The sequence below is a fragment of the Vibrio sp. 10N.247.311.51 genome (assembly GCF_041467855.1).
Classification (GTDB): domain Bacteria; phylum Pseudomonadota; class Gammaproteobacteria; order Enterobacterales; family Vibrionaceae; genus Vibrio; species Vibrio coralliirubri.
On the sequence record NZ_JBFSVK010000048.1, the window covers coordinates 1 to 16,811 of the forward strand.

Annotated in this window: 14 protein-coding genes and 1 tRNA gene; 4 read left to right on the forward strand and 11 right to left on the reverse strand. The window is 42.8% G+C overall.

Annotated elements, in window-relative coordinates:
• Positions 1-103 precede the first annotated feature (103 nt).
• The 6 genes from AB6E85_RS24980 to AB6E85_RS25005 form a co-directional block, all read right to left on the reverse strand.
• Positions 104-196, reverse strand: a tRNA-Ser gene (locus AB6E85_RS24980).
• Positions 197-670: 474 nt separating this feature from the next.
• Positions 671-868 carry a carbon storage regulator CsrA gene (gene csrA / locus AB6E85_RS24985; protein ID WP_004415691.1) on the reverse strand — a complete coding sequence of 66 codons (198 nt, stop codon included), beginning with the start codon at positions 866-868 and terminating at the stop codon, positions 671-673.
• A 92-nt stretch (positions 869-960) separates the two neighbouring features.
• Positions 961-2,142 (reverse strand): aspartate kinase, encoded by a 1,182-nt coding sequence (locus AB6E85_RS24990; RefSeq protein WP_081090215.1) that lies wholly within the window; start codon positions 2,140-2,142, stop codon positions 961-963.
• Between the two features lie 220 nt (positions 2,143-2,362).
• On the reverse strand, positions 2,363-4,945 hold the full coding sequence (gene alaS / locus AB6E85_RS24995) for an alanine--tRNA ligase (RefSeq protein ID WP_048615632.1): 2,583 nt from the start codon (positions 4,943-4,945) through the stop codon (positions 2,363-2,365).
• 332 nt (positions 4,946-5,277) lie between these two features.
• Positions 5,278-6,318, reverse strand: coding sequence for a recombinase RecA (gene recA, locus AB6E85_RS25000; RefSeq protein WP_029225458.1), 1,041 nt, complete (start codon positions 6,316-6,318; stop codon positions 5,278-5,280).
• 139 nt (positions 6,319-6,457) lie between these two features.
• The gene (locus tag AB6E85_RS25005) at positions 6,458-6,952 is read right to left on the reverse strand and encodes a CinA family protein (protein ID WP_372144681.1); all 495 of its coding nucleotides are present in this window, start codon (positions 6,950-6,952) and stop codon (positions 6,458-6,460) included.
• Between the two features lie 296 nt (positions 6,953-7,248).
• Between AB6E85_RS25005 and cobA the strand changes: the two genes are divergently transcribed.
• From cobA to asrC, 4 genes are read left to right on the forward strand one after another with little or no spacing between them, the layout of a single operon-like run.
• A complete protein-coding gene (gene cobA / locus AB6E85_RS25010; RefSeq protein WP_372144683.1) occupies positions 7,249-8,076 on the forward strand; it encodes a uroporphyrinogen-III C-methyltransferase in 828 nt (275 codons plus the stop codon).
• The gene (asrA, locus tag AB6E85_RS25015) at positions 8,069-9,130 is read left to right on the forward strand and encodes an anaerobic sulfite reductase subunit AsrA (protein ID WP_372144684.1); all 1,062 of its coding nucleotides are present in this window, start codon (positions 8,069-8,071) and stop codon (positions 9,128-9,130) included. Before cobA ends, asrA begins: the two co-directional genes overlap by 8 nt.
• Entirely contained in the window at positions 9,117-9,917 is an 801-nt protein-coding gene (gene asrB, locus AB6E85_RS25020; protein ID WP_268671601.1) for an anaerobic sulfite reductase subunit AsrB, read from the forward strand. The genes asrA and asrB overlap by 14 nt, the downstream gene beginning before the upstream one ends.
• A 10-nt stretch (positions 9,918-9,927) precedes the next feature.
• Positions 9,928-10,929, forward strand: coding sequence for a sulfite reductase subunit C (gene asrC, locus AB6E85_RS25025; RefSeq protein WP_048615636.1), 1,002 nt, complete (start codon positions 9,928-9,930; stop codon positions 10,927-10,929).
• A gap of 440 nt (positions 10,930-11,369) precedes the next feature.
• On the opposite strand, the gene AB6E85_RS25030 is transcribed toward asrC, so the two are convergent.
• The 5 genes from AB6E85_RS25030 to AB6E85_RS25050 all read right to left on the reverse strand — a co-directional run bounded on the left by AB6E85_RS25030 (position 11,370) and on the right by AB6E85_RS25050 (position 16,726).
• Entirely contained in the window at positions 11,370-11,564 is a 195-nt protein-coding gene (locus tag AB6E85_RS25030) for an AlpA family transcriptional regulator (protein WP_017088307.1), read from the reverse strand.
• A 210-nt stretch (positions 11,565-11,774) separates the two neighbouring features.
• Positions 11,775-12,917, reverse strand: a complete 1,143-nt coding sequence (locus AB6E85_RS25035; protein ID WP_372144686.1) for a macro domain-containing protein — start codon at positions 12,915-12,917, stop codon at positions 11,775-11,777.
• 82 nt (positions 12,918-12,999) lie between these two features.
• Positions 13,000-14,211 (reverse strand): RelA/SpoT domain-containing protein, encoded by a 1,212-nt coding sequence (locus AB6E85_RS25040; protein ID WP_076653072.1) that lies wholly within the window; start codon positions 14,209-14,211, stop codon positions 13,000-13,002.
• Positions 14,208-14,675, reverse strand: a complete 468-nt coding sequence (locus AB6E85_RS25045) for a Panacea domain-containing protein (protein ID WP_019350555.1) — start codon at positions 14,673-14,675, stop codon at positions 14,208-14,210. Before AB6E85_RS25045 ends, AB6E85_RS25040 begins: the two co-directional genes overlap by 4 nt.
• 158 nt (positions 14,676-14,833) lie before the next feature.
• Positions 14,834-16,726, reverse strand: coding sequence for a hypothetical protein (locus AB6E85_RS25050; RefSeq protein ID WP_116871666.1), 1,893 nt, complete (start codon positions 16,724-16,726; stop codon positions 14,834-14,836).
• Between the last annotated feature and the right edge of the window lie 85 nt (positions 16,727-16,811).

A 16,811-nucleotide genomic window follows, 5' to 3' on the forward strand; every position in this document is an offset into this window, starting at 1 on the left:
TTCGAACCTCCGACCGCCTGGTTCGTAGCCAGGTACTCTATCCAGCTGAGCTAAGGACGCACATTTACATTGTCTAAATTGCTAATTTTAGACTCGCAAGAAATGGCGGTGAGGGAGGGATTCGAACCCTCGATGCAGCTACAAACCACATACTCCCTTAGCAGGGGAGCGCCTTCGGCCTCTCGGCCACCTCACCGTCTTGCGGAGGCACATATTACGTTTTACCGAAAATATGTCAAACACTTTATTGAAAAAAATTGGACAAAAACACTCAACCGTTTGCTATTTAATCAAAGCGCTTGCAAATTGAACTTATAAGATTCAAATCGCGCTTTTTCCCTTAAAAATTAAGGTGAAAGATTGGCAATAATAAACAGCCGAAAACAATTATCTAATTTCTCCAGCAGCAAGTGCTACCGCTGATGGCACAATACTACGGGATGCGTATTTTCGCCATAGGGGAAGCGAATAAATCTTGAGTTTTGCCAAACAAAATACAGAGCAACCGTTCTGTTCAACCTTGTCTGTATCTCGCAGTATCACAAAGCATTCACTTCACCACTTTGAGACCGATCCGTTATCCAACCCATCTATGTCCCAATGAGTGTTTCGGTTCCCCAAGATCAAAAAAGGCTAGCAACAATGCTAGCCTCTTCTCTACGCAAAAGTATTAGTAGTTGCCAGATGCAACGTTACCATTACCTTTTTCAGCTTGAATGCGCATGTAGATCTCTTCACGGTGAACAGATACTTCTTTAGGTGCGTTAACACCGATACGTACTTGGTTACCTTTAACGCCTAGTACAGTAACTGTTACTTCATCACCAATCATCAGTGTTTCGCCAACGCGGCGAGTCAAAATTAGCATTCTTTGCTCCTTGAGTAATCTCTAAATTTATCTAGCTACGAGAGCATTATCCAACAAAAGTTATATTTTCGTAAACTATCGATTGAGTTTATTTAACCAAAATGCACTTCTTTTTTAGGATAACCCTGTGTTTCACGCGCTACGATGTATGCATTGTGTAATATGTTAGCAGCCATATCGACTTGCGTTGGTGATATCACCAAAGTTAAAGACTGCTGCTGCAATAAGTGATGCTGTACATCAATTTCGCCTTCAGACAACAATCCATGTGAACTGACCACAATTTCTTGTGTTCGGCTTCCTACCACAGTTAACAAACTAACCTGTTCACTATTACGGATTTTCTCAGCAAAAACTAGTTTTAATTTGGCACTTATGTCTTGTTTAATAATGAGTGCTGCCCGTTCTGTTTCCTCGATCACACTACAGACTTCGATCCCCAACAGTTGGCAATGTGAAATGAAAGACGGTAAATCTTCATTCAAACACTCGATACGTACCATATCTCTTTGGATGGCGATGCCAGCAATGTCATTCAAACACTGATTACCCGCGATCAACGTGCCCTCGCCTTGTTCAAAGCTTGAAAGCACTCGCAATGGCACGTTGTGCTGCCATGCATATTGAACACAAGGAAGGTGCAATACCTTAGCGCCTCGGCGGGCCATCTCTTCCATAGAAGGGAAGTCTAAAGTATCTAATTTCTGAGATTGTTTTACGACTCTAGGGTCACAAGAGTAAACACCATCTACATCAGTATAGATCTGGCATTCTTTCGCCTGCAAGGCACCTGCAAGCGCTACCGCTGTAGTATCTGAACCACCGCGGCCTAATGTTGTGATATCACCTTTCGCATTGAATCCTTGAAAGCCTGCAACAATGACAATCTGGTTGTCATCTAGCAGAGCTTGAATCGGAGCAGTATCAATACGCTCAATCGCTGCATTATTATGATTAGAATCCGTGTGTATCTTGGCTTGGTAGCCAGTCATCGATGTCGCTTCATAACCTAACTTGTGTAACGTCATTGCTAACAAGGCCATGGAAACTTGCTCGCCAGCCGTTAACAACACATCCAGTTCTCTAGCGTTTGGAACGCTATCAACTTGCGTGGCTAAGTTAACTAACCGATTTGTTTCACCAGACATAGCAGAAACGACAACCACAATCTGGTTCCCTTCATTTTTCGCTTCAATGATTTTTTCTGCTACATGATGGATTCGTTCAATTGAACCCACCGACGTTCCACCAAATTTCTGCACGATAAGAGGCATTTTCACCCGTCCTCACCTTCCCAAGACCAATGTCTATATATGACAAAAAAACACATACTCCGCGTCAGGGCGAAGCAATAAAAAATTAACCAAGGAGTCTAACGCCACCATTAGACTTCTTGGTTAATCTCAATCAAACCTTGTTTAAACACACTTCCAATAAGCAAAATAAAAGATGCCCAATCAACTGATTGGGCATCTTTGTATCAATTACTTAAGCTTAAAGACGTTCTTCTAGCCAAGTACGTACAGATTTAAGCGCTTCTGGCAGTGCTTCAACATCTGTACCGCCCGCTTGAGCCATATCTGGACGACCGCCGCCTTTACCGCCAACTTGCTCAGCAACCATCTTAACAAGGTCACCCGCTTTTACTTTGCCGATTAGGTCTTTGGTTACACCAGCAATCAAGCCAACTTTACCGTCTGCTACGTTTGCGATCAGGATGATGCCGCTACCTACTTGGTTTTTAGCGTTATCAACCATAGTACGTAGGTTCTTGTTGTCTGCGCCTTCAATTGCAGCAACCAAAACTTTAGTACCCGAGATGTCTTCTACTTTGCCCATGATGTTTGCGCTTTCTGCAGCAGCCATCTTTTCTTTAAGCAGTTGAATTTCTTTCTCTAGCGATTTCGCTTTCTTAGCTGATTCAGCAAGTTTCTCTTCGTAAGCGTTAGCCTGAGCTTCTACTGCATCTAGAGCAGCTTCACCCGTTACCGCTTCAATACGACGAATACCCGCAGCAATACCACCTTCAGAAGTGATCTTGAATAGGCCGATATCACCCGTGTTGCTTGCGTGGATACCGCCACAAAGTTCAGTAGAGAAATCGCCCATAGATAGAACGCGAACTTCATCATCGTACTTCTCGCCAAACAGTGCCATTGCACCTTTTTCTTTCGCTGACTCGATGTCCATGATGTTGGTTTCAATCACGTGGTTCTTACGAACTTGTGCGTTAACCAAACGCTCTACTTCTTTAATCTGTGCCGGTGTTACCGCTTCAAGGTTAGAGAAGTCAAAACGTAGGTTGTCTGGCTTAACTAAAGAACCTTTTTGAGCAACGTGCTCACCTAGCACTTCGCGCAGTGCAGAGTGAAGTAAGTGCGTTGCAGAGTGGTTTAGTGAGATAGCAGCACGACGCTCAGCGTCAACGGTAGCTTCTACTTTATCGCCCTTAGCAAATACACCTTCAACTAGCTCACCGTGGTGCGCAAATGCGTTACCTAGCTTCTGAGTATCTTGTACTTTGAAAAGACCCGACGCTGTTTTTAGTGTACCAGCATCACCACATTGACCGCCTGACTCAGCGTAGAATGGCGTCTCTTCAAGGATGATGATTGCTTTGTCGCCAGCCGATAGTGAAGATACTTCTTCGCCGTCAACAAATAGCGCAGAGATTTCACCAGCACCTTCAGTTGCTGTGTAACCACAGAACTCAGTGTTGGTGTCTACTTTGATTGTCGCGTTGTAATCCGTGCCGAATTGGCCAGCTTCACGTGCACGCTTACGCTGCGCTTCCATCGCCTTCTCAAAGCCTTCTTCATCGATAGTAAAGTCGCGTTCACGAGCTACATCGTTAGTAAGGTCAGCTGGGAAGCCGTATGTATCGTAAAGTTTGAAAACTGTTTCGCCGTCAAGCTCTTTGCCTTCAAGTGCATCTAGTGCGTCATTAAGAATAACCATGCCGCGCTCTAGAGTACGACCAAAGTTCTCTTCTTCAATGCGAAGTACTTTTTCAACAAGCTCTTGCTGTTTCTTAAGCTCATCTGCCGCAGAGCCCATCACTTCAGCCAGTACACCCACAAGTTTGTGGAAGAACACGCCTTGTGCGCCAAGCTTGTTACCGTGACGAACTGCACGACGAATAATACGACGTAGAACGTAACCACGACCTTCGTTTGAAGGCATAACGCCGTCAGCGATTAGGAATGAACAAGAACGGATGTGGTCAGCAATAACGCGTAGCGATTGGTTAGACAGATCGTCATGACCAACAACTTCCGCAGTCGCTTTGATTAGCTTTTGGAATACATCAATTTCGTAGTTAGAGTGAACGCCCTGCATAATTGCAGAAATACGCTCAATACCCATACCTGTATCTACAGCAGGCTTAGGTAGCGGTTCCATTGTGCCGTCAGCGTGACGGTTGAACTGCATGAATACGTTGTTCCAGATCTCGATGAAACGGTCACCATCTTCTTCAGGTGTGCCAGGACGGCCGCCCCAGATGTGCTCACCGTGATCGTAGAAGATTTCAGTACATGGACCACAAGGACCTGTGTCACCCATCGTCCAGAAGTTATCAGACTCGAACTGTTTACCGCCTTCTTTGTCGCCAATGCGAACGATACGGTCAGCAGGTACACCTACTTTCTTGTTCCAGATATCGAATGCTTCATCATCTGTCTCGTATACTGTTACCAGTAGACGATCTTTTGGCAGTTGAAGAGTTTCTGTCAGGAATTCCCAAGCAAATCCAATCGCTTCTTCTTTGAAGTAGTCGCCAAAGCTGAAGTTGCCTAGCATTTCAAAGAACGTGTGGTGACGAGCCGTGAAACCTACGTTTTCAAGGTCATTGTGTTTACCACCCGCACGTACACAACGCTGAGCCGTAGTTGCTCGAGTGTAGGCACGCTTTTCGGCGCCTAAGAAGCAATCTTTGAATTGGTTCATACCTGCATTAGTAAATAGCAGGGTTGGATCGTTATGTGGAACTAACGATGAACTGTCTACGATTTGGTGTTCTTTGCTCTCAAAGAACTTAAGGAACGCGTTGCGAACCTCATCAGTGCTCATGTACATGCAGCTCTTCCTGAAAATAGTCGAGTTAGAATTTTGCCGTATTGTAGATCATGGTTAAGGCTTCGACTAGTTTTCTTGTAGAAAAGACACCCTTGGGCAGGATTTTAGTGGGAATTCGATAAAATGAAGAATATTCCACTATATCTAGCCGTGGAAAAACAGAACTAAATTGACGACCTAGTACTGAAGAAACTCAGTCAACGAAAGAGAGTTGACCAAAGACATGCTCGACGGAGCTGCTCCAATAAAAAAGCCCCGCATAAAATATACGAGGCTTTAAGTTCTTTCAAAGCGGATGCTTCTTTCAAACACCCACTCTACAAAACGTTAGCTTATAGCTCTTCGTTTTCTTCTTCTTTCTCTGCGTCTTTCTCTTCAAGAACAGCAGGTGTCAGTAGTAACTCACGAAGTTTAGTATCGATCTCTAGAGCAACTTCTGGGTTTTCACGTAGGTATTTACCAGCGTTAGCTTTACCTTGGCCGATCTTATCGCCTTTGTAGCTGTACCAAGCGCCTGCTTTTTCTACTAGCTTATTCTTAACACCTAAGTCGATAAGCTCACCTTCGCGGTTGAAGCCTTTACCGTAAAGGATTTGAGTCTCAGCTTGTTTGAATGGTGCAGCAATCTTGTTCTTAACGACCTTGATACGAGTTTCGTTACCAACAACTTCATCACCATCTTTAATCGCACCAGTACGGCGAATATCAAGACGAACAGATGCGTAGAACTTAAGTGCGTTACCACCTGTTGTTGTTTCTGGGTTACCGAACATCACACCAATTTTCATACGAATTTGGTTAATGAAGATAGCCATACAGTTAGACTGCTTAAGGTTACCCGTTAGCTTACGCATCGCTTGAGAAAGCATACGAGCCTGAAGACCCATGTGGCTGTCGCCCATTTCGCCTTCAATTTCTGCTTTTGGTGTTAGTGCTGCTACTGAGTCAATAACAAGAACGTCGATTGCACCTGAACGAGCCAGTGCATCACAGATTTCAAGCGCTTGCTCACCCGTATCTGGTTGAGAAACAAGAAGTGCATCGATATCGACACCAAGCTTTTGAGCGTAGATAGGGTCTAGTGCGTGCTCCGCATCAACGAATGCACACGTCTTGCCCACTTTCTGTGCTGCAGCAATAAGCTCAAGCGTTAGCGTTGTTTTACCTGATGATTCTGGACCGTAAACTTCTACGATACGTCCCATCGGTAGGCCACCAGCACCTAGTGCGATATCTAGAGATAGAGAACCTGTAGAAATAGTTTCTACGTCCATTGTGCGGTTATCACCAAGACGCATGATAGAACCTTTACCAAATTGCTTTTCAATCTGACCAAGGGCTGCGGCTAACGCTTTTTGTTTATTCTCGTCCATTTCTATCTCCACATAATCGGTTGTCTCAACAAGCGATCTAGAATCTATTTCTAACCCACATAGGGGTGACTAATTGGCTTTCATTATACTGTTGATTCATACAGTGTCTATACCTGTATGAAAATAATTTGTACAAATGTTACTTACCTTCCATTGATAGGTAATCATAAATAACTTGCAGGGCATGGTGCGTGGCTTGTTGGCGTACTTGTGATCTGTCGCCTGTAAATACATGCGTTTCTACTTTATCCCAGCCATTTAGCGCTTTCCACGCGAAGCATACTGTACCAACAGGCTTATCTTCGGTCGCGCCACCTGGCCCGGCAATACCACTGATCGATACAGAGATAGTCCCGTTTGAATGTTGCAATGCCCCGCTCGCCATTTCTATTACGACAGGCTCACTCACAGCACCGAACTCCATTAAGGTTTTGAGCTGTACACCTATCATCTCTTGCTTGGCTTCATTGCTGTACGTAACAAAAGCGCGATCAAACCACCCAGAGCTGCCCGCAATATCGGTGACAGCTGTTGCTACACCGCCGCCAGTGCAAGATTCAGCCGTCACTAACACGTGTTTGTGTTTCACTAGTAATACACCTAACTTCTCACATAGTGTCTTTTCTATTTGCACAACGATACTCCTTCTCATGTTTAACGACTAACGATGGAAATGATCATTAAAATTGATTTACGACATCGTATTACTCAACCACAGTAAACGAAAGAGCAAAACCTAAACTCGATAACAAACAGCCTCTCATAACTTCCACGAATTCCAACTCAATGTTGTCGCTATTGCTTAATTCACACGCAACATCTTTTATCTCTAAATATTCAATAATGATTAACGCATGTTAATTAGAACTTAATTTTCCTGAACACTTCCGTCATTTACCATTCTCATATAACCACAATTTGAGTAATGAAATGAAACTAACCCCAAGTATTAAACAAAACGGGCATGTGTATATTGTTGGTGCTGGAACCGGTGACCCTGACCTTCTTACGGTTAAGGCATTACGCATCATTTCAACAGCCGATGTAGTTATTTACGACAATCTGATATCCGCTGACATTCTTGCATTTATCCCCGAAGAGACTGAAAAAATCTACGTCGGCAAAGTTTTCAATTCAAAGTGCATACTTCAATCTGAGATCAACCAGAAGATCCTAAAACACGCAGAGCTAGGCAAGACAGTTTGCCGCCTTAAAGGTGGAGACCCATTCGTATTTGGGCGTGGTGGCGAAGAAGCGCTTTTTCTCGACTATGCAGGCATAGCATTTGACATAGTCCCCGGGATCACAGCTGCAGTTGGTTGTTGCAGTTACGCTGGAATCCCCGTCACTCATCGCGGCATATCTAACGGCGTCACGATTGTCACTGCACGCGACCAACATGATTCAGACCACATTAACTGGAAAGGTCTCGCGAATGTAAATCACACCATTGTGTTTTATATGGGTCTACACAAAGCGGGCAACATTTCAAAGAACCTCATTGACCATGGGCTAAGAAAAGAGACTCCGACAGCCATTATTAGCAACGGTACGCGACATGACCAACGCGTCATTCGGTGCTCGTTAAGTGAACTCCCCGATGCTGTCGATATCTGCAATCCACCCATGCCTGCCGTCATCGTCGTAGGCCACGTCGTCAAACTTTCAGAAACCATTGACTGGTTCACCAAGCGTGAAACGTTCGATGGTTACGTACGCAGATTTTTCACAAAAATGCCAGAGGCAGAACATGTCTAAATTTTTAACTAATGATGAACTCCAAGGTGTCATTTCAGATTTGAAAGAAACCTACCGAGTGATGTCACCGATGTACGAACGTATGGGCGGCCGGTTTGCTCATACTGATAACCTAATCTACGACGAAATAGAGTCTTTTAGCGATATCGTCTGGAAGGAAAAGTCTCATTTCTCTCCAAAAGAAGTGGTTTTTCCTATCACTGAAACTCTGTTTTGGTTAGATGGAAACGAACTCAGAGAGTCAAAAGTCGACCCTCGACCTGTTGTTTTATTTTTGCGAGCTTGTGATATCAATGCCCTAAAAAGCTTGGATCACATGTTCTTAAAAAATGGTGGAAATGAAGATTTCTACTACAAACGTCTACGCGAAAAGCTCAAATTAGTTTTAATTGAGTGCGAATCAAGCTTTGAAAATTGCTTCTGCGTATCAATGAATGCCAATACGACCACTAACTTTTCAGCCTCTATTCGCTTCTATTCTGGTGGCGGCGCTGATGTGGTAACTCAAGATGAAGTCTTAGCTAAATACTTAGCTGAAGTCGGCATTGAATCAAATCATAAAACAGGTTTTGTTCAAGAAAACCACGTAAAAGTACGCACACCTGACCAAATATGTGGTGACCCAATTAAGGTTCGCGAGATCCTAACAGGCAACCCGGTTTGGAATGAATACGACAGCCGCTGCATTGGCTGTGGTCGATGTACAACATCATGCCCTACCTGTAGCTGCTACAGCGTATTTGATGTGGTTTACAACCAAGAAGCTAAAGTGGGTGAGCGCCGTCGTCAGCATGCGAGCTGTATGACAGGGAACTTTACCGATATGGCTGGTGGACACCAATTCAGACAGAAGACGGGCGAACGACTTCGTTACCGCGCTCTGCACAAAGTTAATGACTTCAAAGCACGCCAAGGTGAGCACCATATGTGTGTTGGCTGTGGTCGCTGTGATGACCGCTGTCCGCATTACATCTCGTTCAGCAACATCATCAATAAAATGTCTGATCAAATTGAATTAACTTTGAAGAATGAGGCCGAAAATGTGCCAGTGTAAAAATCAATTAGTACCTCAACCGTACAAGATCTTGGACATCACTAAGCATACTGAGATCGAATGGAACTTTCGTGTCGAGTGTGACTTCGATGTGAAGTTCGGCCAATTTGTTGAAGTTTCATTACCATTATTCGGTGAAGCACCTATCTCCATTTCAGACTTTGGTGAAGGCTATATCGACCTACTGATCCGTAGAGTCGGTAAGGTTACCGATGAGCTATTTACTAAACATGTTGGTGACATGGTATGGATGCGTGGTGTTCATGGAAATGGTTACCCAATGGAAAAATACCATGGCAAACACTTAATCGTGATTGCTGGTGGCACTGGTGTCGCGCCTGTAAAAGGTTTGATCAACCACTTCAGTCACGAGACTCAGTTAGTAAAATCAATGGACGTGGTTGTCGGTTACAAAAACGATCAAGCCGTTCTTTACAAAGAAGAAATGAAGCATTGGAACGACACAATCAACCTGATTTGTACGCTGGATGAAGAGTCCAACAACGAGTTTTATCAAACTGGTCTTGTGACTAAATACATCGAAACGCTTGATCTATCAGATATTCACGACGTGCAACTGATTGTTGTTGGCCCTCCAATTATGATCAAGTTCGTTGTAAAAGCTTTTCTAGAGCTTGGTCTTAAAGAAGAACAAATCTGGGTAGATTACGAGCGAAAAATGGCTTGTGCTGTAGGTAAATGTGGGCACTGCCGTATTGGTGAAAAGTACGTGTGTGTTGACGGGCCTGTATTCCAATACGACGAAGCACAGTCAATGGTTGATTAGGGAGACGACGATGAGTTTAGATGTAGATATTATCAAGATGCGTGCTGATGCGGACTACCGTCTATCGAAAGTTCGTGGCGAATGCATGATCAGTGTTCGAATCCCTGGTGGCATCATGCCCGCTCACCTACTTGCAACAGCGCAAGAAATTGCCGAGAAATGGGGTAACGGTGTTATCCACCTCACAACTCGCCAAAAATTGGCGATGCCAGGTATCCGCTACGAAGATATTCCAGAAGTAAATAAAGCACTGCGCCCATTTATTGAAGACATTACTCAAGATATTTGTGGCATTGAAGTGGAAGATCTTGAGGCTGGTTACCAATCAATTGGTGGACGAAATATTGTTGCTTGCCAAGGCAGCCAAATTTGTCAAAAAGCCAATACAGATACAACAGGGCTAGCACAGCGCTTAGAACATCACGTATACCCAAGCAAATATCACTTGAAGATTGTCGCTGCGGGCTGCCCTAATGATTGCGCTAAAGCCAACATGGCTGACTTCGGTATATTAGGCATAGCAAAGATTGATTTCACATCAGAGCGTTGTATTGGTTGTGGTGCTTGTGTTGACGCTTGCTCCCACCATGCTGTGAACTGCCTATCTATTGTCGATGGCAAAGCAACCAAAGAAGAAAGCAAGTGCATCGGTTGCGGTGAGTGTGTTCTTGCCTGCCCAACTTTGGCATGGCAACGTAATCCAAAACAGTTGTACATGGTTAAGCTAGGTGGACGTACGTCGAAGAAAACCCCACGTGTGGGTAAATTATTCTTAAATTGGGTAACCGAAGAAGTGATTCATCAGGTTATTGAAAATCTATTTGAGTTTGAGAAAGAAATGCTGAAAGGTATTCCTAAGTATTTACATATGGGTCACCTCATTGACCAAGGTGGCTACCTAAGATTCAAAGAACGCGTATTAGACGGTGTTGAATTGAATCCAGAAGCAAAAGTAGCACAACGAATGTACTGGGCTGAAGATGAATATATGGCGAACATACATGTAAAATAAGCCGATAAAATCAGACAGCACAAAAACAAAACACCTCTAACGAGGTGTTTTTTGTTAGGGCTTTTGCATCTTTTCGCTTGAGCCGCTTTTCGCACGAAACGCTTTCACGTATCCTAAGCCGCAATAGAAATAAACGAAAGAAGTTAACTGTGAAAGCCGATCAAAAACATACTCCTGATGCATTAGTGTGTAATTACATTAAAAACAACAACTTAAAACAAAACACATTAAAAAACCATACTTTTACCTACACTAACCAAAAAAGCTAACTCATTGATAGAAAAGAAACCTTAGTTCTCTACCTCGAATTCCAATTAGTTGCTTTTTGTATGCATCTGCAAAATTTCAAGTTACAAACTAAAGTATTCTACAAACCTAAAACCGTGGCATCCTATATCCTCGAAACAAAAAAAGAGGGCCTTAATCTCCCCCTCTCAAATCTATATGTTCTGCCTTTCCGCGACTTGTGCTTTTATCCAGTTCTGAATATCACTTTCAACCCAAGCAACTGAGCGACGGCTCAAACGTACTTGCTTTGGGAACCGACATTCTCTTATGCCCCTGTAGATAGCAGAGCGACTCAAAGTCGTCATTTCAATCACAGCTTCTAATTTTATTAACTTAATTTTATTCATGTCATGCCTTACCTGAATATTGATGTTCACGGTAATGACATATATCTAAAACATTTTGGATGACGCCGCCAACTCCTTGCCGCATTATCTATCGCTAAAAAATGAAACCCTTCCAACCAATATGACTGAAAGGGCTTTTTCATTAGCTAAGAACATAACCCGCATAATAAATTGCTCACCGAAATACAAAAGAGAGCATAAGGTTTCACATCACAACGTAGGCGCTTTACTGTCTAACCACCCTTGTTCACTCAATCGATTCCAAGCAGCCAAAATATGAGCTGATTTCATATTTGCTTTTCTCGCACTCCATCCATGAACACCATTAATCACATCTTCACTCGTTAGAACTTTATCACCATATTCCTGAGTTGCTACCCAATGAACAGTTGATAGTAACTCCATACCATTTTGAGACTCAAACCCTTCAATTAGCTTAGCTACCTTATCAAAGCGCTGTTTGGTCTCTGTATGCTGCTCAAGGTAATTAAGAGCCTCAATTACAGCATCGCCTTTAAGCTCAATCGGTGTTTCGGGCTTATTTAGACCATCGGCATAACCTGATATAAAATGGCCTTCCATTTTATCAAGCACATGACGAAGTACGTCAGCATAAGGACCATAGTGATGCTTTTGAAAGACAACCTTGTTTAATGGCTCACCAACCGCTGTTAGAAAGTACACGAGCTTCTGCACTTCAAGTAAAGATAAGCGATAACTAAATCCCGTTGACACATAGCGCTCTATCAAGCCAAGCACAGCCGCTCGGCCCGTTGTCATAGCAGGTCGTTTAGTTTTATTTAGCATAGCTTCTGCTTTAGGTGCTGCTTGTGGTGCTGCTTGTGGTGGGTAGATCCGCCATTCAACATCAGGCATATCAGCTAAATGTTCTTTAATGAGTAACTCGACTTGTTGCCAAGGTAATCCTCCCAAGCCACTACCTAATGCTGGGATAGCGACCGATTTAAGTTCTAAGCGCTTTACTTCTGCTTTTAAGTTATTTAAACCTTGCTCTATAAATTCAAGCTTAGAGCGGCCTTTCCAATGTGCTTTTGTTGGAAAATTAATCACATAAAATGGTGCACTGATTGAGTTTAGAGGTACGGATAATACTTGCCCGATTACGAGAGATTTATCATCACATGCTTTCTTATAAGCTTTAAAGTTATCAGGAAATGCTTTTTTAAATTGCAGAGCTAAGCCTTTCCCCATCACGCCTACCGTATTTACGGTATTGATGATAGCGTCAGCCTGATCATGTAAAATATTACTTGTCTGATTAGTGAGCATAGTAATCTCTAGTAATACTATTCGGGTCGAGCAAGGACCTCTGGCCAGTGTTCCTTGAATCAAAATACTAACTTCATTGGCTATAGCTTGTGTCTAACGCTAGCTTACTTATAGATACAATAACCATTGGGAGAAGGGATCTCTTTTAACTACCACTGAACTGCATAGCCTCTTGAAGCAATAACATAAATGAAGCACAGTCACCTAAATAGTTTGGGTAAGCTTCTGATAGTTGTCCCATATTCTTAGTGGATATTAGAAGGGTATTTACTCCAGAATGACTACGAGTCATCTTTTCCGCAGCATTGTAAACCGAAATGGCTTTGCTGTAATTATCGAACTCCTCACTAAAGATAAGCTCCAATGAGTTCTCATTGACCATTAACAAAACATGTTCAGTTGCATCATCGCAACAAGCTTCTACTTTTTCAGATAGGATCCTAAAAGTTTTAAGCCTACCTAGCGCATTAATCTCGTCATTTAGCTCACGCAGCCTGATTGAGAATTGATCTTTATCTTCTTGACCTAACTCTATAGCCCCTTCAGCATCCGCTATATAACGACTCATGATTGAGAGAAGCTCTTCCCATTTAATTTGTAGGTCGTCTTTATCTTCATTGGCACTATGAGAATGAGTCTTTATCTTAGTTCCTTCCAAGATATCCACTATTTCAACGGTGGTCGCCCAAAGGTGCTGAAGCCTAGTCCGCAATTGAGCTTCTATGTTAAAGCTCTTGCCACTCGTATGATCATATCGATAAATTACATGTAAGCTTCTGTAACCACAGTCATTTGGCTTTGGATTAGAAATATAATTATCAATATCTTTAATTCTCACTCGACCTACTTTCTCAACAGTGCCTTGCAATTGAGATATTGCTAACTCCAATGACATCAAATCAGGGAATATCGCTCGACAGCCACCAATATCATTCATATTGGTGACACATGTTGCGTTCGCTGTGTTGCCATCAAGTGATTTGCGTTGAAGCTTATCGATTATAGTATCTAAACGCTTTAACCGAGTTACAGGCTTAACATCGATACCAAGTTCACGACAACAACGCCCAACAAGATAGGCAATAGTATTGAGTGGCTTTTCATGAGCAGCGCGAAACTGTTGGATAGTAGCGGTGGCTGACTTAAGGTCACCTTCTTTTTTACGAAGTCGTCTACCTGCTTTTTTCACTCCATTATTGGAATAAAAAAAGTCTTCAGCAGCACGTTCATCTACCGTACGTTCAAGGAAGTCTTGAAAGTTCAGCTCGTAGTCATCATGGAAGGTCTTGGATGCTTGCTCAGCCGATGGAGTGTCGTCAATGAGGAAACTGACGACACTTTTTTCTTTGTCACTCACAGGCTGGCAGTACGCCCTGACTGTTTGATTTGCGTGTAGTGGGATTGAATTAGATGATCTGGTATCACTTTCTGGTGTGTCCCGTCCCATACTTGATGCCATGGGCTACCATCACGGTGTGTTAAGTCCACCAACTGTGGTCCACTTAAATCGCCTAATTTAGATACAACATCCTTCACAATAGATTCGCTTTCAGCATCTAGAACTAGATCGCCATGTTCAGTAATGACGTTCGCTCCGTACGATTTAAAACGGAAATACACAGATGGCACAACTGGGCCAAACTTCCATGCAAATACGTCATCAACCACTAGAGGACGTTGAAAATGCGCTAAAGACAAGCCATGGCATACGTAAGTGAGTTTCTGTAGCTGCAAATTGGAGAAACATTTACCTTGCTCTTTCGCGTGCTTAAGCAAGCTCAATGCAACATCTACAGCGTTGTAGGTATGATAAGTTTTCATTTTATTTATCCAATTTCGTCTAAAAGGTTTACATTTTTCAGTCGATGCAACGAAAATAGTGTAAACCATAGCTGTATTTTAAGACAGTGATTTTATTTGAGGTTTTAGATGCTCATTCGTAAAGATTAGCAACCTGTTCGGTAAGTTTACTCACCACATCATTGAAGCGAAGCATTATATGACGTCGAAATCCTCTTCCTTACGCGCTGTATAATAACAGCATCATGGCTGGTGAAATGATTTAAGCTTGAAAGTTTGGTGAATATCGGGCTATTCGTTAACTGGAGTTCATCGGCATATACATTGAGTGCATTGAGTAACCAACCTCCAAGCGCAACGACACCACCGCCTTTAATTCCCACTAGCTCCATTCCAGCCCCCGCAGCCACCGAAGGAAATCCTGATATGTTGAGTCGCGACATTCGGGTTTTATTGCTTTCAATTCTAGTTACCTCATCCTTAAGCGCTCTCAATTTATGGAATCGCTCACTTTCATCCATATTGGCGAACTGGTTAACGATACTAGGTAAAGAGCGAATCAGGCTATTTGAAAGCGCAGAATCAAGTTCAAGAATATCCATATCGTTATCAATAGCAAATATCTCATGAAGTAACATACCCAATTCAGATTCATGAATCTGCTTCGAGTCAGTACGAACACCATTGTAAAACCCACTAATCACCTGACACGCTGATACTTCGGAATATTGCTCCCCGTCAAAAGGAAAATGATGTGCGCTAAGTCCTTGAGCATATTCATACGCCATAGCCGCTGTTGATAATTCAAGATAAATATCTCGCCCTCTCAGCTCAAAACCTTTAGCTGCAATACTGGATAGCCCGAGTCGATGTGTTGATACAGCCCCCTCTCTATTGACCATATATTCGCCGCATTGCCATTGCTCTGAGAGTGTTTGAACAAGGCTTTGTATTGAAGGGCTTTCAATACGAGAGCATTGATGAAGGAAGTGGTATTGCTCATCACTTGAGAAGGTTGTACCAATTATTCCTGATTTACCTTGTATACCTCGAATGGTTGAGGCCGCGAGCCGCCTTGAGAAAATGATAGAGCAAGGATCAACCATAAGGATATCAGACAGTAACTCTTGAGAATATCGCTCAAGGTTTTGTGGTGCCACAAACAACAACCGTCCACGTGCCACCAGCTCTCGAAATTCATATTTCCCCAACTGAAACATCTTATAAAAGTATTCAGAGTCTTTATTGAGTGGTAGTGCAATGATGACCTGTTCATATAAGGTTAAATAAACCCTCAAGTTTTGACGCGGAAAGACAGACGCATCCACAAAGCAGCGAGACTTTGGCTCTTCAAACTTGGGTAAAAGATATTGGCCTTTTTGGTCAACCTCATCTCCACTAAATACTGATTGCCTATTTTGAGCCCAAAAATCTTCATCCTCTTCATATCTAGTTAGCAAAGGTTTGGAGAACTGCTTTTGCATTAAACCACTAGCTGTCAGTACTAGATTGTTGCGAGTATTGGGTTCGTGTTCAACTTTTCCCGGAAAGTCAGGCATTGTAAGGTCGATATTAAAAACAAAATCATAACCTTGATAGCCTAAAGCCTCGCAAATTAGCTGCACCTCTTCTTGTTCACTACGAGTCAACTCAGATTTGAAGGTCAGATTAAACTCGTTTGTGTTGAATAGGAAATCCACATGAAATGGGTGATACTTTTTAGGAATATGCAATACGAACAAATTAATGGTTTCATCGATAGTCATGGGCTGACCATGCGTGAGTGTTTTTTCCAGCTTGCTGCGAGACTCTATTAAACGAAACCCTTGTGTTATCTCACCCACGATCTTCGCTGGTGGTATACCAACGGTATGATACTTATCATAATGCTCCCTGAGTTCATCAAGAAGTGCATCATTATTCTCCACATCCAATATAACCGCATACAGCTTCTCACCATCGGTAAAAAGCCCTTGATGAGAATACTGGTGGGTATCAAAACGAAATCGTTCATAATCATGTCTGATCGCATCCATAAGGGGGATACTGAAAGGGAGTGCTTTAGTATTCATCCCACTTAATTCTCACTTAAGAGCACTTCAGCTTGCCCAAAGATAAACTCTTGAAGGTACTTATCAATGCGCATGTTCAGTTTGA

Coding starts and splice junctions, on each gene's coding strand:
- cobA (WP_372144683.1), top strand. CDS start 7,249: ATGAAACTAACCCCAAGTATTAAACAAAACGGGCATGTGTATATTGTT.
- recA (WP_029225458.1), bottom strand. CDS start 6,318: ATGGACGAGAATAAACAAAAAGCGTTAGCCGCAGCCCTTGGTCAGATT.
- AB6E85_RS24990 (WP_081090215.1), bottom strand. CDS start 2,142: ATGCCTCTTATCGTGCAGAAATTTGGTGGAACGTCGGTGGGTTCAATT.
- AB6E85_RS25030 (WP_017088307.1), bottom strand. CDS start 11,564: ATGAATAAAATTAAGTTAATAAAATTAGAAGCTGTGATTGAAATGACG.
- AB6E85_RS25045 (WP_019350555.1), bottom strand. CDS start 14,675: ATGAAAACTTATCATACCTACAACGCTGTAGATGTTGCATTGAGCTTG.
- alaS (WP_048615632.1), bottom strand. CDS start 4,945: ATGTACATGAGCACTGATGAGGTTCGCAACGCGTTCCTTAAGTTCTTT.
- asrA (WP_372144684.1), top strand. CDS start 8,069: ATGTCTAAATTTTTAACTAATGATGAACTCCAAGGTGTCATTTCAGAT.
- asrC (WP_048615636.1), top strand. CDS start 9,928: ATGAGTTTAGATGTAGATATTATCAAGATGCGTGCTGATGCGGACTAC.
- csrA (WP_004415691.1), bottom strand. CDS start 868: ATGCTAATTTTGACTCGCCGCGTTGGCGAAACACTGATGATTGGTGAT.
- AB6E85_RS25050 (WP_116871666.1), bottom strand. CDS start 16,726: ATGAATACTAAAGCACTCCCTTTCAGTATCCCCCTTATGGATGCGATC.
- asrB (WP_268671601.1), top strand. CDS start 9,117: ATGTGCCAGTGTAAAAATCAATTAGTACCTCAACCGTACAAGATCTTG.